Annotated in this window: 21 protein-coding genes and 1 other RNA gene; 6 read left to right on the top strand and 16 right to left on the bottom strand. The window is 36.9% G+C overall.

Annotated features, from left to right (window positions below):
- Positions 1 to 23 precede the first annotated feature (23 nt).
- Entirely contained in the window at positions 24 to 599 is a 576-nt protein-coding gene (locus BN990_RS06725; RefSeq protein WP_021289010.1) for a DUF1836 domain-containing protein, read from the bottom strand.
- A gap of 147 nt (positions 600 to 746) precedes the next feature.
- Here BN990_RS06725 and trhA point away from each other — a divergent pair, with 147 nt between their 5' ends.
- On the top strand, positions 747 to 1,394 hold the full coding sequence (gene trhA / locus BN990_RS06720; RefSeq protein ID WP_021289011.1) for a PAQR family membrane homeostasis protein TrhA: 648 nt from the start codon (positions 747 to 749) through the stop codon (positions 1,392 to 1,394).
- A gap of 112 nt (positions 1,395 to 1,506) precedes the next feature.
- Here the strand turns inward: trhA and BN990_RS06715 are convergent, their stop codons facing one another.
- The 3 genes from BN990_RS06715 to shc all read right to left on the bottom strand — a co-directional run bounded on the left by BN990_RS06715 (position 1,507) and on the right by shc (position 4,259).
- Positions 1,507 to 1,944: a CBS domain-containing protein gene (locus BN990_RS06715; protein ID WP_021289012.1), complete on the bottom strand. Its 438-nt coding sequence runs from the start codon at positions 1,942 to 1,944 to the stop codon at positions 1,507 to 1,509.
- A gap of 113 nt (positions 1,945 to 2,057) precedes the next feature.
- Positions 2,058 to 2,294: a YppG family protein gene (locus BN990_RS06710; protein WP_038243051.1), complete on the bottom strand. Its 237-nt coding sequence runs from the start codon at positions 2,292 to 2,294 to the stop codon at positions 2,058 to 2,060.
- A 78-nt stretch (positions 2,295 to 2,372) separates the two neighbouring features.
- The gene (shc, locus tag BN990_RS06705) at positions 2,373 to 4,259 is read right to left on the bottom strand and encodes a squalene--hopene cyclase (protein ID WP_038243050.1); all 1,887 of its coding nucleotides are present in this window, start codon (positions 4,257 to 4,259) and stop codon (positions 2,373 to 2,375) included.
- Positions 4,260 to 4,341: 82 nt separating this feature from the next.
- Between shc and BN990_RS06700 the strand changes: the two genes are divergently transcribed.
- The 3 genes from BN990_RS06700 (at position 4,342) to cyoE (ending at position 6,918) form a co-directional block, all read left to right on the top strand.
- On the top strand, positions 4,342 to 5,484 hold the full coding sequence (locus BN990_RS06700; protein WP_038243049.1) for a DUF2515 family protein: 1,143 nt from the start codon (positions 4,342 to 4,344) through the stop codon (positions 5,482 to 5,484).
- On the top strand, positions 5,411 to 5,875 hold the full coding sequence (locus tag BN990_RS23600; RefSeq protein WP_021289016.1) for a CBO0543 family protein: 465 nt from the start codon (positions 5,411 to 5,413) through the stop codon (positions 5,873 to 5,875). The genes BN990_RS06700 and BN990_RS23600 overlap by 74 nt, the downstream gene beginning before the upstream one ends.
- Before the next feature lie 125 nt (positions 5,876 to 6,000).
- Positions 6,001 to 6,918 carry a heme o synthase gene (gene cyoE, locus BN990_RS06690; protein WP_038243048.1) on the top strand — a complete coding sequence of 306 codons (918 nt, stop codon included), beginning with the start codon at positions 6,001 to 6,003 and terminating at the stop codon, positions 6,916 to 6,918.
- Positions 6,919 to 7,604: 686 nt separating this feature from the next.
- Here the strand turns inward: cyoE and ssrA are convergent.
- The 6 genes from ssrA to secG all read right to left on the bottom strand — a co-directional run bounded on the left by ssrA (position 7,605) and on the right by secG (position 12,834).
- Positions 7,605 to 7,944, bottom strand: a transfer-messenger RNA (tmRNA) gene (ssrA, locus tag BN990_RS21845).
- Between the two features lie 135 nt (positions 7,945 to 8,079).
- Positions 8,080 to 8,544: an SsrA-binding protein SmpB gene (smpB, locus tag BN990_RS06685; RefSeq protein ID WP_021289019.1), complete on the bottom strand. Its 465-nt coding sequence runs from the start codon at positions 8,542 to 8,544 to the stop codon at positions 8,080 to 8,082.
- 74 nt (positions 8,545 to 8,618) lie between these two features.
- Positions 8,619 to 9,428, bottom strand: a complete 810-nt coding sequence (gene zupT / locus BN990_RS06680; protein ID WP_021289020.1) for a zinc transporter ZupT — start codon at positions 9,426 to 9,428, stop codon at positions 8,619 to 8,621.
- A gap of 57 nt (positions 9,429 to 9,485) precedes the next feature.
- Complete coding sequence (gene rnr, locus BN990_RS06675) at positions 9,486 to 11,654, bottom strand: ribonuclease R (RefSeq protein ID WP_021289021.1); 2,169 nt, start codon at positions 11,652 to 11,654, stop codon at positions 9,486 to 9,488.
- Between the two features lie 49 nt (positions 11,655 to 11,703).
- Positions 11,704 to 12,450 (bottom strand): alpha/beta hydrolase, encoded by a 747-nt coding sequence (locus BN990_RS06670; protein ID WP_021289022.1) that lies wholly within the window; start codon positions 12,448 to 12,450, stop codon positions 11,704 to 11,706.
- Between the two features lie 150 nt (positions 12,451 to 12,600).
- Positions 12,601 to 12,834, bottom strand: coding sequence for a preprotein translocase subunit SecG (gene secG, locus BN990_RS06665; RefSeq protein WP_021289023.1), 234 nt, complete (start codon positions 12,832 to 12,834; stop codon positions 12,601 to 12,603).
- Between the two features lie 247 nt (positions 12,835 to 13,081).
- Here secG and BN990_RS06660 point away from each other — a divergent pair, with 247 nt between their 5' ends.
- Both BN990_RS06660 and ptsP read left to right on the top strand, forming a co-directional pair.
- Positions 13,082 to 14,008, top strand: coding sequence for an alpha/beta fold hydrolase (locus BN990_RS06660; protein ID WP_038243046.1), 927 nt, complete (start codon positions 13,082 to 13,084; stop codon positions 14,006 to 14,008).
- 155 nt (positions 14,009 to 14,163) lie between these two features.
- The gene (gene ptsP, locus BN990_RS06655; RefSeq protein WP_038243045.1) at positions 14,164 to 15,876 is read left to right on the top strand and encodes a phosphoenolpyruvate--protein phosphotransferase; all 1,713 of its coding nucleotides are present in this window, start codon (positions 14,164 to 14,166) and stop codon (positions 15,874 to 15,876) included.
- 36 nt (positions 15,877 to 15,912) lie between these two features.
- Here ptsP and BN990_RS06650 read toward each other — a convergent pair whose 3' ends face one another.
- From BN990_RS06650 to gap, 6 genes are all read right to left on the bottom strand, one after another.
- Positions 15,913 to 16,908, bottom strand: a complete 996-nt coding sequence (locus BN990_RS06650; protein WP_038243044.1) for a nucleoside hydrolase — start codon at positions 16,906 to 16,908, stop codon at positions 15,913 to 15,915.
- Positions 16,909 to 17,229: 321 nt separating this feature from the next.
- Positions 17,230 to 18,516 (bottom strand): phosphopyruvate hydratase, encoded by a 1,287-nt coding sequence (eno, locus tag BN990_RS06645; protein ID WP_021289027.1) that lies wholly within the window; start codon positions 18,514 to 18,516, stop codon positions 17,230 to 17,232.
- Between the two features lie 26 nt (positions 18,517 to 18,542).
- A complete protein-coding gene (gene gpmI / locus BN990_RS06640) occupies positions 18,543 to 20,078 on the bottom strand; it encodes a 2,3-bisphosphoglycerate-independent phosphoglycerate mutase (RefSeq protein ID WP_021289028.1) in 1,536 nt (511 codons plus the stop codon).
- Positions 20,075 to 20,833, bottom strand: coding sequence for a triose-phosphate isomerase (gene tpiA, locus BN990_RS06635; protein WP_038243043.1), 759 nt, complete (start codon positions 20,831 to 20,833; stop codon positions 20,075 to 20,077). Before tpiA ends, gpmI begins: the two co-directional genes overlap by 4 nt.
- Positions 20,834 to 20,854: 21 nt before the next feature.
- On the bottom strand, positions 20,855 to 22,036 hold the full coding sequence (locus tag BN990_RS06630) for a phosphoglycerate kinase (RefSeq protein WP_021289030.1): 1,182 nt from the start codon (positions 22,034 to 22,036) through the stop codon (positions 20,855 to 20,857).
- A 156-nt stretch (positions 22,037 to 22,192) separates the two neighbouring features.
- Positions 22,193 to 23,200, bottom strand: a complete 1,008-nt coding sequence (gene gap, locus BN990_RS06625; RefSeq protein WP_021289031.1) for a type I glyceraldehyde-3-phosphate dehydrogenase — start codon at positions 23,198 to 23,200, stop codon at positions 22,193 to 22,195.
- Positions 23,201 to 23,226 lie beyond the last annotated feature (26 nt).

The raw sequence follows: 23,226 nt of genomic DNA, 5'->3' as shown, positions 1-23,226 counted from the left end.
ATGTTTTTTCCCCTTTCTTCATTTTATTTTTCATTTCTTTCGATAGCGTCCACAATCTTCTCAGCTGCTCTACGATAATAATTACTCATATTGACAAAAGAAGCAACTAATAGCAACTGTTTAAGGTAGTCGGCACGCTTGCTATCATACGCAGATGTATGGTCCTCTACTTCAGTTGTTAATTGCTTCATTTCAACTTTCAATTGTTGCATACGATCATTAGCGATATCGACATAGCTCTCGTATAATTTTGTTAAGTCAAAGTTTTCTTCTGTTATCATCTTGTTTAAAGCGTCTAATGTCATCCTGACGTCATTTATTGATAACGCACCTTTCATCTGATAAATCATGGCAATTAACATTAAATGGTTCTTTGAATATTTTTTGTTTTCGATTGGAAAAAATAGCTTTCCTTTTGCATAGTTGTTGATCATCGTTTTTGTAAGTACTTTTTCTTCCTCATCTCGTTTTAATATACCAAATTTATTCTCAAATAGCTGAATAACTTGATCCATATATAGATCCAAATCTGGAATTTCATCAAGCTTCAGTTGTTTATTTAGCTCCATTTTGTCAACGTATTCATATATATCCTTCATTTATTTAACCTCTTTTAGCTATTATTCAAATCTATTTTATTATACGAGATTAAGATTAACAAGTAAATCTTGACTACATATTAAAACAGCTATATGATTATTATATAGTTTTGAAAACTACATAAAACATGATGAAGGTGTGATTTCATGGGCGTATATATCCGGGAACCAATTAATGGACTGACCCACCTATTTGGAGCAGTATTATCATTTTTTGGTCTACTAGCATTAGTGATCAAAGCAACTGCTACAACCGAATCATTCTTAGCGATAACTGCAGTCATCATATTTGGAATTAGCATGACTTTATTGTATGCTGCTTCTGCTACATACCATATGGTGATAGCAAGAGATAAGGTTATCGCATTTTTACGACGAATTGACCACTCAATGATTTATGTATTAATCGCTGGGACCTATACCCCGTTCTGTTTAATTAGCTTAAAAGGATCCCTAGGTTGGACACTATTTGCAATTGTAAGTACCTTAGCCTTACTTGGAGTTGTATTTAAGTTAGTCTGGTTTCACTCGCCACGATGGCTTTCTACCGCCTTGTATATTGGGATGGGTTGGATTGTCGTATTCTTTAGTTCAGCACTAGCTCCGATTATTAATACAGCTGGTATGATTTTTCTCATTTTAGGCGGCATTTTTTATACCGTAGGTGGCATTATCTATGGCCTTAAACCGAAAGTATTATCATTTAGGCATATGGGATTCCACGAAATCTTCCATATCTTTATCTTAATCGGCAGCCTTTTTCATTTTATTTGTGTATATGGCTATGTATTATAAACGTTGGATTAGTGGTAGAACATGCAGTAGCATTCGCTACTGCATGTTTTTTGCTTCCAAATAAATACGCTGACCCTCATTAAAAAAAGTCAGCGTACCACATTTGAAAGTTTCACTTCTGTGGATCAGATGGATTAGAAATGTTTGACAAAGCTTGCCCTGCTTCATTTCCCAATTGGTTGTCGACAGCCAAGTCTCCTAATGCTACCATCCCAACAATTTGACCATTTTCCACAATTGGCAGCCTACGAATTTGCTGTTGGGCCATTAATTGTGCAGCTTCATGGGCATCCATTTCCGGGGTACCCTGAACTACTTGTTGTGCTGTCATTACTTGCGAAACAGGGGTTTGGGCAGCTTCTCCTTGAGCAGTGGTTCGCAACGTAATATCGCGATCTGTAATAATTCCTACCATGGTTCCATTCTGATCTACAACTGGAAGTGAACCGATATTATGTTCACTCATTAATGCAGCTGCTTCTTGAACAGATTGCATATCGGTCACTTTATACACATTTGATGTCATAAAATTACGTAACTGTTGTTGCATCGTTATAACCTCCTTTTTAACAATAGCATTCTTCTTTTATCCAATTTTTATTACAAAAATACATAAAAATAAAACGTGTCACGAACTTGTGACACGATCCAATCGAAATATGTCTATTTTTTAAAGAAAGTTGTAATGAATGGACTAACTTGACCATATAATTTTCCCATTTGCGACGCAACCTCTGTCATTTTATTAAAATCGAATTGACCATCCTGATCACGAAATTGCGAAATAATGTTTTCTGTAGTAGAAGGTTTTTGTCTAGGCTGTGGTGGTCTCCCAATCCAAGCTGGCTGACGTCTAGGAGTTTCTGGTCTCATCGGTCTTCTCGGTCTATTTGGAAACATACGCATATCACCTCTTCATCGAATTCTGTTATAGTTTATGTGCATCGATTGACAGTGATAAGGATGTTTATCCTATAATTACGCTTCTTCAATAAATTTCTTTCTATAATGAGCGAATGCCAAAAGTGGAAAAATATATTCATAGCTATGATAATGCATATAAAAATTACCTGGCAAAGCTTGCCCTTTGGGATATTCTTTCGTCCACTTATCCTTATTTTCTTGCTCCTTCAATAAGAAGTGAATGCCTTGCTTTAGTTCTATTGTTACTTTATCCTCAGCAGCAATAAGTGTATCTAATGCCCACGCGGTTTGTGTCTTGGTACTTGTTTGTAATGGGATATACGTTTTTGCTTGATCACTTTTACATGATTCTCCCCAACCACCATCTTCATTTTGAATCTGATACAGCCAATCAATTGCCTTTTTTACGGATGAATGTTCTCGGTCAACCCCAGCTGCTATTAATCCGGTGATTGCTGCCCACGTTCCATAAATATAGCAAATGCCCCATCTTCCATACCATGATCCATCTTTTTGCTGATTTTTGATTAACCAATTGACTGCTCGCTTCATAAAAGGATGAGATTGATTTAATTTCGTGTACAATCCCAAAAACTCCAAGGTTCTTCCGGTTAGGTCTGGGGTTGAAGGATCAAGTAAAATTAATTCTGCTCCTTTCACTGGGAGCCATGATAGAAATGGGCTATCTATGTCCTTTTCAAATGCCCCCCAGCCACCATTACCATTCTGCATGGATAAAAGCCATTCGATTCCTCTATCCCAAATGAAGCGATTGGTATTCTTATCAAGAACACTGGTCCGTAAAGCACGTAATGCTGCCGTTGTATCATCATTATCTGGATTGATTGTGTTGATATTTGAAAACCCCCACCCACCAGGTAATACATGAGGCGATTGGATTGCCCAATCTCCATATAAGTGGTGCTGTTTTGACCGAATATATTGTGCAGCTTTATGAATTGTCTCTGATGACGAAGATAATCCTGCCTCTTGGAGACTATAACTAATAAGGGAAGTATTCCAAACAGTTGCCGTAGTAAATTGGATATGTGGTTGATTATTTATGGATATTATGAAAGTTTTTAATCCTGCAACAGCTCGTTGAATAACCGGATGATTTTTTGCATATCCTCTTGCCAACAAAGCAAATATCATCAGAAACGTTGAACTAAAATAGCTATAAAAGGTACCATCTGGCTCAATACGTTGAAGCATATATGTTTCAGCTTGTCTTAACGCCAAATTATGTAATTCATGAGGTAGTCCGATTAATTTTGCTATAGCTTGTTTAATCAAGGAGAAAATGGAGTTCCAATTGCGAAAATCATCATCCCAATTCTCCGTTCTTTTCATGCTTAATTCCGTTAAGTCTGGAGTTAAAGGAGTCGTTACTTGTATTTTTTTATCAGCGATAATTAAAATTGGAGTTAAATGTGCGCGTGCATACATCGATAGATCAAAGAAATTAATTGGAAAAGAAGCAGGCAATAATAGACTTTCAATTGGTATTGGAATATGGTTTGGCCATTGAAGCTGGCCAGTTAATGCAAGCATGATTTTCGTAAATAAGTGAATACGGCTGAGCCCGCCTTTATTCATAATAAAGCGCTTTGCCAAGCGCATATGTCTATCATTTCTCGAATAAAACCCACTATACAGTAAAGCATAGTAGGCTTCCACAGTTGCTGTTAGATTTCCTCCTCCTTCTTCATCATAATATAACTTCCACGCCCCATTCGGACCCTGCTTGTTAGCAATACGTTCAGCTAATGACCAAATTAAATCATGGTCATCGATTTCCAACGAACGTAATAATATAATCATATAACTATCCGTTGATACTCCAGTCTCAAATGGATAATTCCATGAGCCATTAGGACGTTGCTTCTCTTTCAATTCATCCACCAATTCATTGATTTTCGATCCAATTCGTTTATCCATATAGTAGGTACTCCTTTTCAAATCATTATGCAAAAAACATATGTCGATTGCTCGAAGCATATGCCTTAAAAGGAGGTGCTTTATGATTAATTGTTTTAAAAAACGGCCCAAGATAAATCAGAAACTGAAAAAACAATTAAAACAAAAAGCAAAACAATTGCCTTCTTCATTTTCAAAATCAGATCTCACTCCATGGGAAATCAACATTATTGAACAGATAGATAAAAAAACAACAAAATTCAATAAAAATAATATAACTCGAACGAAAGCGTATTATGAATTTTATCGTGCTCATCCAGAAATACACTGGGCATTGCTTGGCCATTTAGTATCACGTAATGGTGGTTGGAATATGACGGATTTAAAAGGCGACCTATTGCCGAGGTTAATGACAAATAGAGAACGAGAGAATTTTTTTTCATTTTTAGAACGTGGAAACTGGTTAATCTTTCAAGATGTCTTCCCTCAATGCTTATTGTATCAACAAAGTCTTGCAAAACAAAAAAACTTATTCTACTTACTTCCTTATTTAGATGTCTCGATTTTCATGGAGGTGATTTGGAATAATTTTTGGGAGTACCGAGATTGCAGGCAATTAGCCATCGCCATGATTATTAATGAACAAAATTACCTAGAAGAACGTGTGATTCAAAACAAACATTTTCAGGACACGGTACTACATACGATCGAATTTAAACTATATGATACGTTTCGTTTTAATCACATTATCTTCCCTAAGCTTAATGAAATAACTGGGAGACCAAGTGTTGTTGGAGACACCCTCTATCAGTTTGACGAGCTTCATCAACGAATTAACATAGGTATTCGATTATACGACTTACTATTTCAACGTAAAGCAAGGTTACAAGCTATTATTCAATGGGCGGCCAAGCACCCTCATACTGGGTCTAGATCAGATTATTGGAAGGACCTCTTTCATCCAGTGAATGAATCTGCTCCAGGACCAAGTTACAAGCGAAGGACAAAAAACTGTAGATTAAAAAAAGGAAAAACAAGAATTTATAGCCCGCCATTACAGTTTGCTTGGGCAGATGTAGAACATAAAGAGGCAGAAAAGAAGGATTGGTTCCATGATTATCAAGTATTGTATTATTTAGATAAATCGGAAAAAGAAATAGGTGGGGAAATATATGATGATTATTGTAACGCACTTGAAAAAATCGAACTTGCAATCATCGCAAAAAATGCGATCTTTTTCAAATAAGTCTAATATAATAGCTTCTTGTTTGATTGCTTTATTTTCATGCATACTTGGTACATACTTAGACCTGTTTTTTGTTGGTAAAGGCCTTTATTCCTTCCCTGAACGACTTTTTCCAGAAGTATTTCAAGTAAATATTTTATTCACTATCTTCATTCTTCCAACAGCTACTGTTCTTTATGTCTATATGATCCGTTCGTTCCGAGGACTGTCAAGAATAATTTTTATATTCATATGTAGTTTGAGTGCTTTTATTATGGAGCATATTGCAGAACATTATGGGTTATTTGTTCATGCTGCAAATTGGAGTCATTTGTATAGCTTCGCTGGTTACTTCGTTTACTTCATAGCCATCTGGACGTTATACTCAAGGATTAAAAAGATATTAAAATAGACTAAGAATTACTTATTTTTCTCTGCATTTACCATTTATTTGACCATTATGTGAAAAAAAGACATTTTTAATGCTTTGCTAGCTTTTTTTGATAAAATGGAAGGGTAAGAAAGAGAGATGGTCAGATGCAGAAGAACGATAACCGAGTCGAATCCAAACAAACCTTGGTAAACGCACTCGCACAGACAGTAAAGACAGGGATTATAAAATCAAATTTAATCCCCATGTTTGCTGGATTATTTTTAGCTATTTATACCTATCAATATAGTCTAACTGAAAAACTTCCCGAGATTTTATTCGCTCTTATTGGGACAAGTTTAGTAATAGGAGCCGCTGGGGCATTAAATAATTTGTATGACCGAGATATTGATAAAATCATGGAAAGAACAAAAAATAGACCAACCGTTACTGGCAGAATTAAACCTAGAAATGTTTTACTACTTGGCATTACGATGGCTGTACTGGGTATTTTCATGTTGGCTCTAGCTACGCCATTAGCAGGTTTATTAGGATTTTTAGGGTTGTTCTTTTATACCGTACCTTATACGATGTGGAGCAAACGTCGAACAGTATATAATACAGAAATTGGGAGTATCTCTGGCGCCATGCCACCTCTCATTGGCTGGGCATCTATTTATCCTGATATCACCCACCCTGCTATTATTGGTCTATTTATTATATCAATTATTTGGCAAATGCCTCATTTCTATGCCATTGCCATACGCAAACACAAAGAATATCAAGCCGCAGGAGTTCCTATGCTACCAGTAGTTAAAGGAATACGTAGAACGTATATCCAAACCAATATTTATTTAATTGTTGTGGTAGCAACCAGCTTCTTACTAGGTACCTTAAGTTTAGGACTTCAATTAGTCGCTCTTCTTTTAAGCCTATCCTGGCTAACGCTTAGTATCCTTGGGTACCATAAGATGGACTCAGAGAAATGGGCAAAATCCATGTTTCTATTCTCTCTTATTTATATGACGGTACTATTCTCTACAGTTATTATCTATTCATTAATGGGGACAATATTTGATTTATAACGTATTAAAACCACCTTGGTAAGACTGAAAGGTGGTTTTCTTTTTTCTCTAATTATATATAACTTTATCCTAACTTATTGCTATAATATAACTAAAAAGGGAGAGATAACATGGAACAATGGGAGGTAGCTGCTGGGATTATAGAAGGAGAAGGAACAATTACGTTAACCAGAAACCACTCAAAAGAAAATAGAAGTATTTAATACTTTAAAAGCTATCTATCCTTATCTAAGAATCAGCAAAAAAAGAAAAAGAGCGAATTGGATATTAAAAACTATGAGTTGGTTACTCCAAGAAATGGAAAATATACTCCATCGGCTTTTAAAAAAAATTACTATTTGAAGAAGAATTCTTTCTACAATAAATTTAATAAACAATAAAAAACCACCAATTATGTATTGGTGGAGACGGTGGGACATGCACTCCATGCTTTCGTCATGGCACTGACTATATCTTGAACCCTTGTAAAGGTTCTTCGGCGTCTTATGTGAAATTTAGATTTACTTTACAAGCAGCATTTCACATCCTAGTACTACCTATAAGGTAGCCTATAAGTCGATACATGGCTGTTGAATTACTTCAATCACCACTCGGTATTGCCTTATTACTAATCAATATAGCAACTTAGGTTTCACCGATAAAGCCGAATTATCACTTTTACGTTACCGTAAAAGGCGACTATTTACTAATCGAACCCACGTCCAGAGATATCGCCACTCAGGCTTCTACACGCTTATTCGGTATATTATCATTTACTTACTCTGCAGCCTACCGACGGGCTTTAGAGAAGCTAGTCTGATTCGTTTCAACAACCATCCTCAGACGGCGAATGATTGTATAGCCCGTTTCATTTGAGACCCTTCAATCTGCTACACGGGCAATAGCAGGAAGGATCGCTTAGCAGAGCTTACGCAGCTGCTAAAGCAGGTTGATTGTTTTCTTTGCCAGTTATATTTAGGCATAACGTTTTACGAGCCGTAACCTCGACGTGCAACCTGAGCTCAATCTATCCCTGTCGAATCCGTAACGTCCCCATATAAAATAAGAGTAACGCTCGGAAGAATGAGCATATTTATATGATTGTTTTAACTTCCTAATGACAATTCCTATTATAGCATTTTTGGCGAAAAAGTCAAGTTACTAGTAAGGTTACAGCTAGCTTTATCGCGTCTGTTCTTTAATCGCACGATCAGCATCTCGCTTCATTTGCTTTCGTTTCAGATCCTCGCGCTTATCGTATTTCTTTTTCCCTTTTCCTAAACCTAGTAATACTTTAGCATATCCATTTTTAATATAGATCTTCAATGGAACAAGTGCGTAGCCCTGTTGTTGTGTTAATCCAATTAATTTATTAATTTCTTTCCGATGTAATAATAGTTTTCTTGTACGAGTTGGGTCGTGATTGAATCGATTTCCTTGTGCATATTCTGCTATGTGCAGATTAATCAATTTAACTTCTCCACGATCAATTCGGGCATGGGAATCTTTAATGTTTACTCGACCTGCTCGAATGGACTTGATTTCAGTACCTTGCAGAACGATACCTGCTTCATAGGTATCTTCAATAAAGTAATCATGAGAAGCACGTTTATTTTGTGCGACTGTATTTCCTTGTCCTTTTGGCATAAGAACTTCCTCCTACTGCTTGCATGCCCCTTATTTTATCAAATATTCTAACGTATTCCAATTATAATTGCGTCTTAATTTAATAATAATAAACTTAAAGCCATTACAGCCATGCCGCTAATAACACCATAAATAGAAAGGTGTGCCTCATCATATTTCTTAGCTGCTGGCAATAATTCGTCTAAAGAGATAAACACCATGATCCCCGCCACCATAGCAAAGATAATCCCAAACATTAGGTCTGTTAAAAACGGCATTAAAATAAGAAACGCGACAATTGCCCCAATGGGTTCAGCCAGTCCAGATAAAAACGATAAGCGAAAAGCTTTCCGTTTATTATTAGTTGCATAATAAATGGGTACTGATACGGCAATTCCTTCAGGAACATTATGTATTGCTATCGCTATAGCAATAGCTAAACCAAGCGCAGGATCTTGCAACGCTGAAATGAATGTTGCAATACCCTCAGGAAAATTATGAATTGCAATTGCTAATGCAGTAAAAACACCCATTTTTAATAAATCAGGATCATTTATTACTGCTTGGGGATGCTTCATATCTTCTACTTTTTTCAATTCATGCGGGTTAGTACTTTTAGGAATAAAACGATCAATGAAAAGAATAAATAGGATTCCAACAAAAAAAGATCCAACCGTGGCCCAGTTCCCATATCCATCGCCAAGTTCAGTTATTAAGGCATCTTGGGCTTTGACAAAAATATCGATCATGGAAACATAGATCATAACACCAGCTGAAAACCCTAATGCGTAAGATAAGAATTTAGTATTTGTCGTTTTCGTAAAAAATGCTAATAAACTCCCTATTCCTGTAGCTAAGCCAGCGAATAAAGTGAATAAGAATGCTACGATTACCTCCTGTGTCATGATCTGCTCCTTTGACTTAAAAACCGCTGACCGATTATGGCAACAGCGGCTTCTTCACTATTTTTTTGCTTTCTTTGCTTTTATTCGTTTCTTCTTTTTCGGTTTTTCTGCATAAACCATTTCAAAGTCTACCGTACGTTCATCTGTATTAACACCAGCTACTTTTACCTTCACTTCATCTCCAATGCGGTACATATTCGCTGTACGCTCACCAATCATGGCTTGACTTCGTTGATCATAGTGATAATAATCATCGGTTAAATAGCTAACATGAATTAACCCTTCAATCGTATTCTCTAGTTCAACAAATAAACCAAAATTGGTAATGGAACTAATCACGCCAATATATTCTTCGCCAATCTTATTTTGCATAAATTCTGCTTTTTTCAAATCATCCGTTTCACGTTCAGCATCTACTGCTCTTCGTTCTGCTTCCGATGTTTGTCTAGCAATTTCCGGCATTGCATCCTTCCATTTCTGCAATGTTTTCTGATCCATATTTTTTTGAATCAAGTACGTACGAATAAGGCGATGTACAGTTAAATCCGGATACCTGCGAATTGGGGATGTGAAATGCGTATAGAATTCGGTTGCAAGTCCAAAATGACCAATACTTTGAGGATCATATTTTGCTTGCTGCATCGAACGAAGCATTAACTTGGAAACAATCATTTCTTCTGGTTTTCCTTGTACTTCTTCTAATACTTTTTGTAATGCTTGGGGATGGATCTCATTATTTGCCCCTTTCACTACATAACCAAGACCAGCTAGAAATTCAAAGAATGTTTGTAATTTCCCGGGATCCGGATCTTCGTGAATTCGATGAATAAATGGTACATCCATCCAGTGGAAGTGTTCAGCTACTGTTTCATTTGCTGCGAGCATAAATTCTTCAATAAGACGCTCCGCAACAGAACGTTCCCGTAGCACCACGTCTTCCGGTTTGCCGTTCTCATCTACTAGCACCTTCGCTTCCTTGAAATCGAAGTCAATCGCTCCTCGGCCCATTCGTTTTCCTCGTAATATGGCGGCTAGCGCCTCCATATCTTCAAAGAAAGGTACTAATTCTTTATAATGGTTACGTAACTCCTCATCCTTATCCACTAAAATTTTGTTGACATCGGAATATGTCATTCGTTCATTCGTACGGATAACGCTTTGAAAAATTTCATGATCCACTACATTTCCAGAACGGTCTATTTCCATTTCACAACCTAATGTTAGACGATCCACCTGTGGGTTTAATGAACAAATTCCGTTGGATAAACGATGTGGAATCATTGGAATAACACGGTCAACGAGATAGACACTTGTACCTCTTTCTAGTGCTTCTTGATCAATTGGACTTCCTTCATCTACGTAGTAACTAACATCCGCAATATAGACACCTAATCGATAGTTTCCATTCTCTAATTTTTTTACAGAAACGGCATCATCCAAGTCCTTGGCATCGGCTCCGTCAATGGTGACAATGGTTTCATCACGAAGGTCTCTTCTCTCCTTAATCTCATCTTCGGATATGGTTTCTGGAGTATTAGCTGCTTGGTCCAATACTTTAGTTGGAAAGTCAACCTTAATTCCGTGCTTATGAATGATCGATATGATATCAATTCCCGGATCATTCTTATGACCAAGAATATGAATGATTTCTCCTTCAGCACTTTTTCTACCTTCAGGATACTTTGTAATATGGGCAATTACTTTATGTCCACTTACTGCACCGTTAGTCATGCTTTTCGGGATAAAGATATCATTTGGAATCCGCTTATCATCCGCAATGACAAAACCAAAGGAACGATTATCTTCAAACGTCCCAACAACTTGCAGCGTTGCGCGTTCTAATATACGAATAACGGTCCCCTCAGGGCGATTCCCATCCTTATCTCTTTTCTCAATACGTACTAACACTTTATCGTTATTCATCGCAGAAGCAAGATCAGAATGATGAATATACACATCATCTTGTTGTTCATTATCAGGGATTAGAAATGCAAATCCTTTCGCGTGCATCTGAATTCTACCACGAATTAAATTCATTTTTTCTGGCAGTCCAAAACGATTTTTTCGTGTCCGAACAAGTTCGCCTTCTTCTTCCAATTCATTTAGTGCTTTAACTAGTTGTTTAAATTCTACTGCATCTTCAATTTCTAATACTTCTTCTAATTCATCTACAGCTAATGGTTTGGTTCCATTTTCTTTGAAATAATTTTGTATTTTTTCTTTCACTTTCTTCACCTTCTTTCTTTTTATTGTTCACGTTCTTTGATAATTATAATCATTCTTCCCAATCCAATGTTTCAAGGAATTGATAAATATCTTCAAACACTTGCTCTTTCTCTTTATCCATGGTGATTACATGTCCAGAATTTTCGTACCAGTTCAAAGCCTTATGATCTGATTCTACATTCTCATAAATATAATTGGCGCTATCTGTATTAATCATTTCGTCCTGTCTTGCTTGAACAACCATTGCTGGTGTATAAATAGTGTCTACTTCATTTTTTACTTCTGTAATAAATTTGCCTAATTGCTGGAATACTTCCGTTGATTGCTCAAGTAATTCCTCTACTTCTTTTTCAATAACAGCTTCATCTTTCCCTTCTAATTGTTTGTATTCTTTAGAAAAAGTTTGGAAGCCTTTTGTAAGTTGTGTCTCATTGTCAAAAAACATTGGAGAACACATGGTTACTACTGCTTTTGTTTTTTCCGTGAAGGCTAATTTCAAGCTTAATACCCCGCCTAAAGATAACCCTGCCACCGCTATTTCCTCATAACCAAGTTCCTTCAGATGATTATATGCTTCTTTGACATCGGCCCACCATTCTTTTGGTGTAGCTTTTACTAGTTCTTCTGGTGGTAATCCATGACCACGGTAAATCGGGGCGTGACTCGTGTAACCCCTTTTTTCTAAATATCTTCCTAACATACGAACATCAGCTGAATGCCCAGTAAACCCATGTAATAATAATACCGCACGTGGTCCTGCTTCAAACGTAAAAGGTTGTGGTTGTTTTACTTTCATTCTTCCTGCAACTCCTTCTGCCATTCTTCTTTAGTACTTTACCCATATTCTAAAATTAAATCATAAAGCCTATTTTAAATGATAATGCAGACTACTCCCACATTATATAATAAAAACCCTTATCACTATTAGCGATAAGGGTTTCGTTATTTATTGTAAAACATATGCGCTTAGGAAAGCTAGTACAAAAAAGATAACTGCTGTTACAATTGTTCCTCGGTGTAAGACAAGATCAATCCCTCTTGCTTTCTGTTTTCCAAACAATTGCTCTGCACCACCAGAAATGGCACCAGACAGACCTTCACTTTTCCCAGACTGCAATAAAACAAGTACAATCATAATAATTCCATCAATCACTAATAATACGTTTACGATTCCTAGCATATTTGTATGATACCCCCTGTAACCTATACCAAAACCAAAAAATCTGGAATTCTTCCGCTGCTTGTATGTTAGTAGAAAAAACATACGTGAACTTATATTAACTTTAGCATAGTTTACTTTGAAATAGCAAGCTTTTTCCTATGCTCAGCGGTTAATGTGACACTTTTTAAAATTGCTATCTCCTATTCCTAGAAAAAGTGTAACGAATTATAATAAAAGCATATTAAATTGATGGGAGCTTATGATAATGATAAAAGAATCATTTTGGTATCCATCCAAGGATGGCACTTGCCTATTTACTAGGGTATGGAAACCGAATCTATACCCAAAGGCAATTATACAAATTGCACATGGTATGATGGAGCACGGTGAAAGATATGATGAATTTGCAAGTCATTTAGCTTTAAAAGGATTTATTGTATACATAAATGATCACCGTGGCCATGGTAAAACAGGAGAACGACAAGGGCAACTTGGATTCTTTGCAGACTCAGATGGCTTTATGAAAACAGTGGATGATCTTACCCAATTATCCAAAAGGATCAAAATAGCGTTTCCTGAACTTCCGCTGTACTTAATTGGTCATAGTATGGGTTCTTTTTTAATACGTATCTATCTTCAAACCAATAGTCACCTAGCTAACGCAGCTATTCTTTCTGGTACCGGCTATTTTCCATTTGTAAAGACTTTAGCAGGCAAGTGGTTTGCTTCTTTTTTACCAAGTAGAAAAGAATCCCCCCTTATGAATAAGCTTGTTTTTGGAACCTATAATAAAAAAATACCCCATTCGCCTACTGGTTTTGAATGGCTAAGCAGGAATGAAAGTACCATAAAAAACTATATGAAAGACCCTTATACTGGCTTTACTCCAACCGGTAGATTCTTTTATGATTTAATGAATGGGTTAATTGCCATGCAGAAAACAAAGCGGAACCGACAAATACGTCCTGATTTTCCAATTCTTATATTAAGTGGAGATCGTGATCCAGTTGGCAATTATACAAGAGGTGTGTGGAAAACAGCTACGACCTATAAAAAAGTTGGTCTAGAGAATGTAACTACCATGTTCTTTGCAAACGGACGACATGAATTATTACATGAGGATAATAGACAAGAAGTATTTGACTTACTAACAAAGTGGTTAGAGGCAATTAAAGAGAATGAAGAAGCCTAGTTGTTGTATTGGATAAAATTAACATTCCTTTTAAAAAAGCTATTTTTCTAGTTTTTTCGACAAACTTTTAAGAAATTGCCTCTGATTGCTTGTACCTAAAATGTCGACAGGTTAAAATAGAAAGTGATTGAAATGTAGAAAGGTTGGAAATGATTATGTCGAATGTTCAAGGAATTGCAGCATCTTCTGGAATTGCAATTGCGAAAGCTTATCAGCTTGAAACCCCAGATTTATCATTTGAAAAAGTCTCTATCGATAACCCAAATGAGGAAATCGAACGATTAAATAAAGCATTGGAAATTTCCAAGCAGGAATTAGAAAAAATTAAAGCCCATACAAAAGAGGCGATTGGTGATGAGCATGCGGAAATATTTTCAGCTCATTTGTTAGTTCTTAACGACCCTGAACTCATTAATCCAATTAAAGATAAGATTACTACCGAAAATGTCATGGCTGAAGCAGCACTTGATGAAACTGCTAATATGTTTATTGATATGTTCAAAAACATGGATAATGCATACATGAGGGAACGAGCAGCCGATATCCATGATGTAACGAAACGAGTAATGGCTCATTTATTAGGGGTTACTTTCCCCGATCCTGCTCTAATTAATGAAGAAGTAATTGTAATTGCTAATGACCTAACTCCTTCCGATACGGCCCAATTAAATCGCGATTTTGTAAAAGGGTTTGCAACAGACATAGGAGGACGTACTTCCCACTCTGCAATTATGGCAAGATCTCTTGAAATACCAGCTGTTGTTGGTACAAAAGAGGTTACTAAAATAATTAAACAAGGAGACCTCCTGATTGTTGACGGGAATGAAGGTGATGTCATTATCAACCCTTCTGAGGATCAAATTGCAAGTTACCGTCAGAAGCAACAAGAATTTGCTGAAAAGAAACAAGAATGGGCGAAATTAAAAGATGAACCTACATTTTCTTCAGATGGAGAACAGGTAGAGTTAGCTGCTAACATCGGAACACCTGAAGATGTTGCCGGTGTACTTGCCAATGGTGGTGAAGGTATCGGACTTTACCGAACAGAGTTTTTATACATGGGCAAAAGTCAATTGCCAACAGAAGAAGAGCAATTTGATGCTTACAAATCTGTCTTAGAACAAATGGAAGGAAAACCAGTGGTAGTTCGCACATTAGATATTGGTGGAGATAAGGAATTAAATTACTTAGATCTTCCAGAAGAACTAAATCCTTTCCTTGGATTTCGTGCTATTCGTTTCTGCTTAGAAAACGAACATGTCTTCCGTCCACAATTAAGGGCTCTTTTGCGTGCTAGCGCATACGGTAATTTAAAAGTGATGTTCCCAATGATTGCAACCCTTGAAGAATTCCGTAAAGCGAAAGCACTTTTATTAGACGAGAAAGAAGCTTTACAAAAAGAAGGTTATGATGTCTCTGAAAATATCGAGGTTGGAATTATGGTAGAAATTCCTTCTACAGCTGTTACAGCAAAACAGTTTGCAAAAGAAGTTGATTTCTTCAGTATTGGGACGAATGACTTGATTCAATATACAATGGCTGCGGACAGGATGAATGAACAAGTATCTTATCTTTATCAACCGTATCACCCGGCAATTCTAAATCTTATTCACAATGTGATTGAAGCTGCTCATCAAGAAGGAAAATGGGCCGGAATGTGTGGTGAAATGGCAGGCGATTCCATTGCAATTCCGATATTATTAGGACTTGGTTTAGATGAATTCAGTATGAGTGCAACTTCCATCTTACCAGCCCGTACACAAATTCTTCGCCTTTCTAAAGAGGAAATGACTGCTTATAAAGAACAGATTCTATCCATGGGAACAGCTGAAGAAGTAGTCGAATTTATTAAAGAGAAAACGCAATAACATATTTCCCCTATAGTTGATAACTATAGGGGTTATTTATTTCGCATATCCATCAAATCTTTCGCCTGTCATAATTGACATCAAATCGATATAGAACTTCTGGTAATCTAATTGAAAAGCAATGCGATGAATTTTTCCACCCACTGCTTCATCTGTTTGCATATCTTCCAAATTAGCATATGGACGAATATCGGCAATACTCTGTCCCCTAACTATACCGCTTTTAGCTTGCACAATATGAATAGGCAACTTTTGATAACTTAACATACCTGGTTTATAAACAGCCATTAACGTTAACACATCATGTAATGGGCTTCCCTGGATAGTTGGATTTCTTTTTTTATAAAAATCATAATAATAATCCAATAGTACTTTAACAATATGTACAGATCCCATTTGATCGATAAAATCAACCATTTGTGGTGTAGCGATAGCATATTTGGTTACATTTAAAGGGATTATCGTTACATTTTTTGCATTTTCTAAGACAATTTGCGCCGCAACTGGATCACCATGAAAATTCGCCTCAGAAACTGCTGTAATATTACCAGGGACCCAAAAAGCTCCTCCCATAATGTAATATGCTTTAATGGAAGACATGAGTGATTTATAAAGAATAAATAAACTTGCTAATGAGGTTAATCGACCAATATTTACAATAACCAATTCATCTTTATACCTATTGATTAATTCGACAACTTCAAAGAAGTTCTCACTTATTCCATTGCTCAAATGTTTTTTTGGTGGAGTAATTGGACCAAGGCCATATTCGCCATGGATCTCTGGTACGTATTCAGGAGCTTCCCCAGTCATCGGGATATGCGCGCCAGCAATAACTTTTATATCTTGCACTTCCTGTGTAGGAAATAAACTTCGTATATACAAGATATTAGCAATAGCATTATCTCTAGATACATTCCCATAATCCGCCACAATCCCAACAATCTCTATATCATCGTTGAGATACGCGTAAATTAAAGCAATGGTATCATCTATACCAACATCACCAAATAAAAGCACTTTTTGAACCATTCTACCCCTCCATCATCCAGCTTCATCCCATTTTGTATTATATTCCCAACACTTTTCGTCCTATGATTACCTTTTATCTATATTTAAAGCATAATCTAATTTTTTACTACGGCTTAGGCTTGTTTCAATCATAAGAAAAACCAAAAGTGACTTTACAAGAATTTTCGCATTATGCGGTATGGCCAGACTTATTGTGCTGATTGCTTAAGCCGGACGATGGGTAATTCACTTATTTCGTTAGTACAATTGTAAAATTTTATATTTCTTAGACCAATAAAAAACCTCTTGAAGCATCACCCTTCAAGAGGTTTTATTATAAGATTATTTGTTTAGATTATAGAATGCTGTTTTACCAGCGTATTCTCCCATACCTGCTAGCTCATCTTCAATGCGAAGTAATTGATTGTATTTAGCTACGCGATCCGTACGAGATGGTGCACCGGTCTTAATCTGTCCTGCATTGGTAGCAACAGCAATATCCGCAATCGTAGCATCTTCTGTTTCACCAGATCGATGTGAAATAACAGCAGTATAACCAGCACGTTTAGCCATTTCGATTGCTTCAAATGTTTCAGTTAACGTACCGATTTGATTTACTTTAACTAAGATCGAGTTTCCAATACCTTTTTCTATACCCTGGGAAAGTTTATTCGTATTGGTTACGAATAAGTCATCTCCAACAAGTTGGACACGTCCACCAAGACGATCTGTTAAGACTTTGAAACCATCCCAATCATTTTCATCAAGGCCATCTTCAATTGAAATAATTGGGTATTTATTAATCATATCTTCATACCAATCAACCATTTCTTCAGATGTACGAACGACTCCTTCACCTTTCAAATTGTATTTACCATCTTCGTATATTTCAGATGCTGCTACATCCATAGCTAGCTTTACTTCTTCCCCAGGTTTATACCCAGCTGCCTCAATTGCCTCAACAATTGTTTGTAGGGCTTCTTCATTGGAACCAAGATTTGGTGCAAAACCACCTTCATCACCTACAGCTGTATTATAGCCCTTTGAATTCAATACTTTTTTCAATGAATGGAAGATTTCAGCACCGGTACGTAACGCTTCCTTAAAAGATTCTGCACCAACTGGCATGATCATAAATTCTTGGATATCCACGTTGTTATCAGCATGTTCCCCGCCATTTAGTATATTCATCATTGGTGTTGGCAAAGTTTTCGCGTTAAATCCACCTAGATAGTTGTATAATGGCACTTCTAAATAACTAGATGCCGCATGCGCTACTGCCATGGAAACACCAAGAATCGCATTGGCACCAAGCTTCCCTTTATTTTCCGTTCCATCTAATTCAATCATTAATGCATCAATGATATTTTGACGAGTAACATCAATACCCAGTAGTTCCGGTGCAATCACTTCATTTACGTTTTGAACTGCTTTTTGAACACCTTTTCCTAGATAACGATCTTTGTCTCCATCTCGTAATTCTACCGCTTCATATTCACCAGTAGAAGCTCCACTTGGTACAAGTGCAGATCCAAATGCTCCAGATTCGGTAAATACTTCTACTTCCACGGTAGGGTTACCGCGCGAATCTAATACTTCACGTGCATAAACATCAGTAATGTATGGCATAATTATTCTCTCCTTTAGTTTTCGTTTTATTTTATTAATGAATTGCCAGTCATTTCTATTGGTTTTTCAATCTCTAATAGATCCAGTAAAGTTGGTGATAAATCTGCTAAAATCCCACCATTCCGTAAGGTAACATCTTGTTTCGTTACAATTACCGGTACTGGATTCGTTGTATGAGCGGTCATCGGTTTGTCGTCTACAGTAATTACTTCATCGGAATTACCATGATCGGCCGTTATAATGGCATTCCCACCAAGTTCTTTAATTTTATCAACGATTTTTCCAAGACATTCATCCACTGCTTCAATAGCATCAATAGTCGGCTGGAGTTTTCCTGAATGTCCAACCATATCTGGATTAGCAAAATTTAGGATAATCGCATTTTGTTCCCCAGTGTCAAGTTCTTTTAGTAACGCGTCCGTCACTTCATAAGCACTCATCTCTGGTTGTAAATCGTAGGTTGCTACCTTTGGTGAATCAATTAAAATTCGTTTTTCTCCTTCGAATTCTTGTTCACGTCCACCACTCATAAAGAATGTTACATGCGGATATTTCTCCGTCTCAGCAATCCGTAATTGTTTCATACCATGTTGCGATAACACTTCCCCAATCGTATTATCTAAGTTCACTGGCTCATATGCTACATAACCATCTACGGTTTCACTAAAGTTTGTTAACATCACAAAATCTAAATTCTTTGGTATATGTTCACCACGGTCAAATTCGCGAAAATCTTCGTTAGCAAACGTACGTGAAATTTGGATGGCACGATCTGGACGGAAATTATAAAAGATAATGGAATCCCCATCCTGTACTTTCCCTACTGCTTCACCTGTCTCATCTGTAATAACAGAAGGAATAACGAATTCATCATAGATTTCATTCGCATAGGAGTCATCAACGACATCGATTGGGTCTTGATATGCTGGCCCTTCACCGTAAACCATTGCATCATATGCTTTTTTCACTCGATCCCAGCGTTTGTCACGATCCATCGAATAATACCTACCAGAAATCGTGGCAAATTCTCCAACACCATAGTCGTTCATTTTTTCTTGGGTCTGTTTAATATATGTTTTTGCTGTTTGTGGACCGACATCTCGTCCATCAAGAAATGCATGAACATATACTTTTTGCAGTTCATTATCTTTTGCTAGTTTTAATAATGCGAATAAATGATTGATATGACTGTGCACACCACCATCTGATAGTAAGCCAAAGACATGCAGCGCTTTATTATTTTTCTTTGCATTCTCAATTGATTTCTTAAACGCTTCTTTTTCAAAGAAGTCTCCTTCTTTAATCGATACATTCACACGTGTTAAACTTTGATAAACAATACGCCCTGCTCCAATATTTAAATGACCAACTTCAGAGTTGCCCATTTGGCCTTCTGGAAGTCCAACAGCTTCTCCACATGCAGTTAATTGGTTATGCGCATAGGTATTCCAATATCGGTCAAAATTTGGGGTGCGAGCTTGCTTGACAGCATTCCCTTTTTCTTCGTCTCGAATAGCAAAGCCATCTAAGATGATTAATGCTGCTAATTTATCTTGTTTCATTTTGTACCTGCCTCCACTAATTGTAAGAAGGAATCTGATTTAAGGCTAGCTCCGCCTACTAATGCTCCATCAATATCCGATTGAGCTAACAATTCTTCAATATTAGCCGGTTTTACACTTCCACCGTATTGAATAACCACTTTTTCTGCTGTTTCTGGTGAAGTAATTTTTCCAATAACTTGGCGAATATGAGCACATACTTCATTTGCCTCATCACTTGTAGCTGTTTTACCTGTACCAATTGCCCAAATCGGTTCGTAGGCAATGATTGTATCTGCTACTTGTTGATTAGATAAACCTTTTAATGCTTTTGTAACTTGGTTCTCTACATGATCCATTGTTTCATTTGCTTCACGCTGTTCTAAAGTTTCACCAACACATACAATTGGAACCAAATGATGGTTAAACGCAGCATGTGTTTTCTTGTTTACCGTTTCATCTGTCTCGTTATAATATTCTCTACGCTCAGAGTGTCCAAGAACGACATGCGAAACGCCTAAATCTTCAAGCATAGTTGGGCTAACTTCACCAGTGAACGCTCCGCTTTCTTCATAATGCATCGTCTGAGCAGCAACTTTTAGGTTTGTATTTTTGGTTTTATCCACAATCGCTGCTAGAAATGGAAATGGAGCACAAACAATTGCCTCCACTTGTTTATCTTCAGGTACTTTCGCTGCGACCTCATCAACAAATTCATTTGCTTCGGTGGCAATTTTATTCATTTTCCAATTTCCAGCGATTACTTTCTTCCGCATCCGTCTCACCTCATTATCGTATTATTTGTCACTTAATGCTTCGACTCCAGGTAGTACTTTCCCCTCCATAAACTCTAAAGAGGCGCCTCCTCCTGTGGAAACGTGATCCATTTTATCACTTAAATCAAATTTTTCTACTGCAGCAGCAGAATCTCCACCACCAATTACAGTGTAACCTTCTGTTGTTGCTAATGCATCCGCAACAGCTTTTGTTCCATTAGCAAATGCTTCCATTTCGAATACGCCCATTGGTCCGTTCCAAATAATTAACTTGGAATCTGCCACTACCTGTGCGTATTTCTTTCTTGTCTCTGTACCAATATCTAGCGCTTCCCAATCAGCAGGAATTTGATCAATACCAACTTCTTTTGTATTCGCAGTTTCTGAAAAATCGTCTGCAACAATCACATCTACTGGAAGTATGAAGTTGACTCCCTTATCCTCTGCTTTTTTCATGAATTCTTTCGCTAGTTCAATCTTATCTTCTTCTAACAAGGATTTTCCAACTTCATATCCTTGTGCTTTAACAAAGGTATAGGCTAGTCCGCCACCGATAATCAAATTATCTACCTTATCAAGTAAATGATCAATAACATTAATTTTATCTTTTACCTTTGCTCCACCGATAATTGCTGTAAAGGGGCGTTCAGGGTTTTCTAATGCCTTGCCGAGTACTTCAATTTCTTTTTCCATTAAAAATCCTGCAGCGGCTGGTAATTTTTCAGCAACTCCTGTAGTAGATGCATGTGCACGATGCGCAGCCCCAAAAGCATCATTCACATAGTAATCAGCCATATTAGCAAATGCTTTTACAAGATCTTCACCATTCTTTTCTTCACCGGCTTCAAAGCGAACATTTTCAATTAAAATAATATCGCCTTCACTTACTTGGGAAATAGCTTCATTGACTTCATTACCATATACAGCATCCGTCTTCACTACTTCTTTTTCAATTAAATCACTTAAACGTTCTGCCACTGGATCTAGACGCAACTCTTCAACTACTTCGCCTTTAGGTCGACCAAGGTGACTTGCTAAAATGGTGATTGCCCCGTGATTTGAAAGGTATTCAATCGTTGGAAGTGCAGCTTTTATACGTGTATCATCCGTTACTTTACCTTCACTCATCGGAACGTTAAAGTCCACACGGCAAAATACTTTTTTTCCTTTGACATCAAGGTCTTTCAATGTTTTTTTGTTCATTTTATCTACCTCCCAATTTTAGGAATATGTACCATTTACTCTCATTTATTAGGGATTCCCTCAGGTGGGATCATTAATCATTCATTTAATTCAGCAGAGCTATTTTTACACATGGAAACGGAGGAGGATTTGGTTCCTCCTCCGCAACTCCTATTCTTATAGTCCTTGTTTTTTCAAGAATGCAGCTAAGTCCACACAACGAGAAGAATATCCCATTTCATTATCATACCATGAAATTACTTTTACCATATTATCTTCTAATACCATTGTAGATAAACCATCTACGATAGAAGAATGTGTGTTACCTACAATATCTGTTGATACAAGTGGTAGTTCACTGTATTCAAGAATTCCCTTCAATTCACCTTCAGCAGCTTCTCTTAATGCTGCATTCACATCTTCAGCTGTTACATTTTGATCTAATTCTGCTACAAGATCTACTAATGAACCATCTGGAGTAGGAACACGTACTGCTCCACCGTTTAGCTTCCCATTAAGTTCCGGTAATACTTTACCTACTGCTTTAGCAGCCCCAGTAGTTGTAGGAATGATATTTTGAGCTGCTGCACGAGCACGACGATAGTCTTTATGCGGCAAATCAAGGATTTGTTGGTCGTTTGTGTAAGAGTGGATCGTTGTCATTAAGCCACGTTTAATCCCGAATTTGTCATGTAATACTTTAGCATATGGTGCAAGACAGTTTGTTGTACAAGATGCATTCGAAATAATGTTGTGTTTAGCAGGGTCATATTGATCGTCGTTAACACCCATAACCATTGTAAGGTCTTCATTTTTACCAGGTGCAGAGATAATTACTTTTTTCGCTCCTGCATCAATGTGTTTCTGTGCATCTTCACCATTTGTAAAACGGCCAGTAGATTCAATTACTACTTCGACGCCAAGATCTCCCCAACCTAAGTCAGCAGGGTCACGTTCAGATAATACTTTAATCTCTTTTCCACCAACTACAATATTGGAACCATTAACCGTCACTTCTTCTTCAAGATGACCGTGAACAGAATCATATTGTAAAAGGTGAGCTAACATATTAGCATCTGTTAAATCATTAACTGCAACTACTTCCACCTCATCATTTTTTAGAGCTTGACGAAATACATTACGTCCGATTCTACCAAAACCGTTAATTCCTACTTTTACTGCCATGTATATTCCTCCTAAAATTTGTTTTT

The organism is Virgibacillus salexigens (genome assembly GCF_000723585.1).
GTDB classification, from domain to species: Bacteria; Bacillota; Bacilli; order Bacillales; family Amphibacillaceae; genus Virgibacillus; species Virgibacillus salexigens.
Note: the sequence above shows the minus strand (reverse complement) of the source record. Positions and strands in the feature narration are given on the sequence as shown.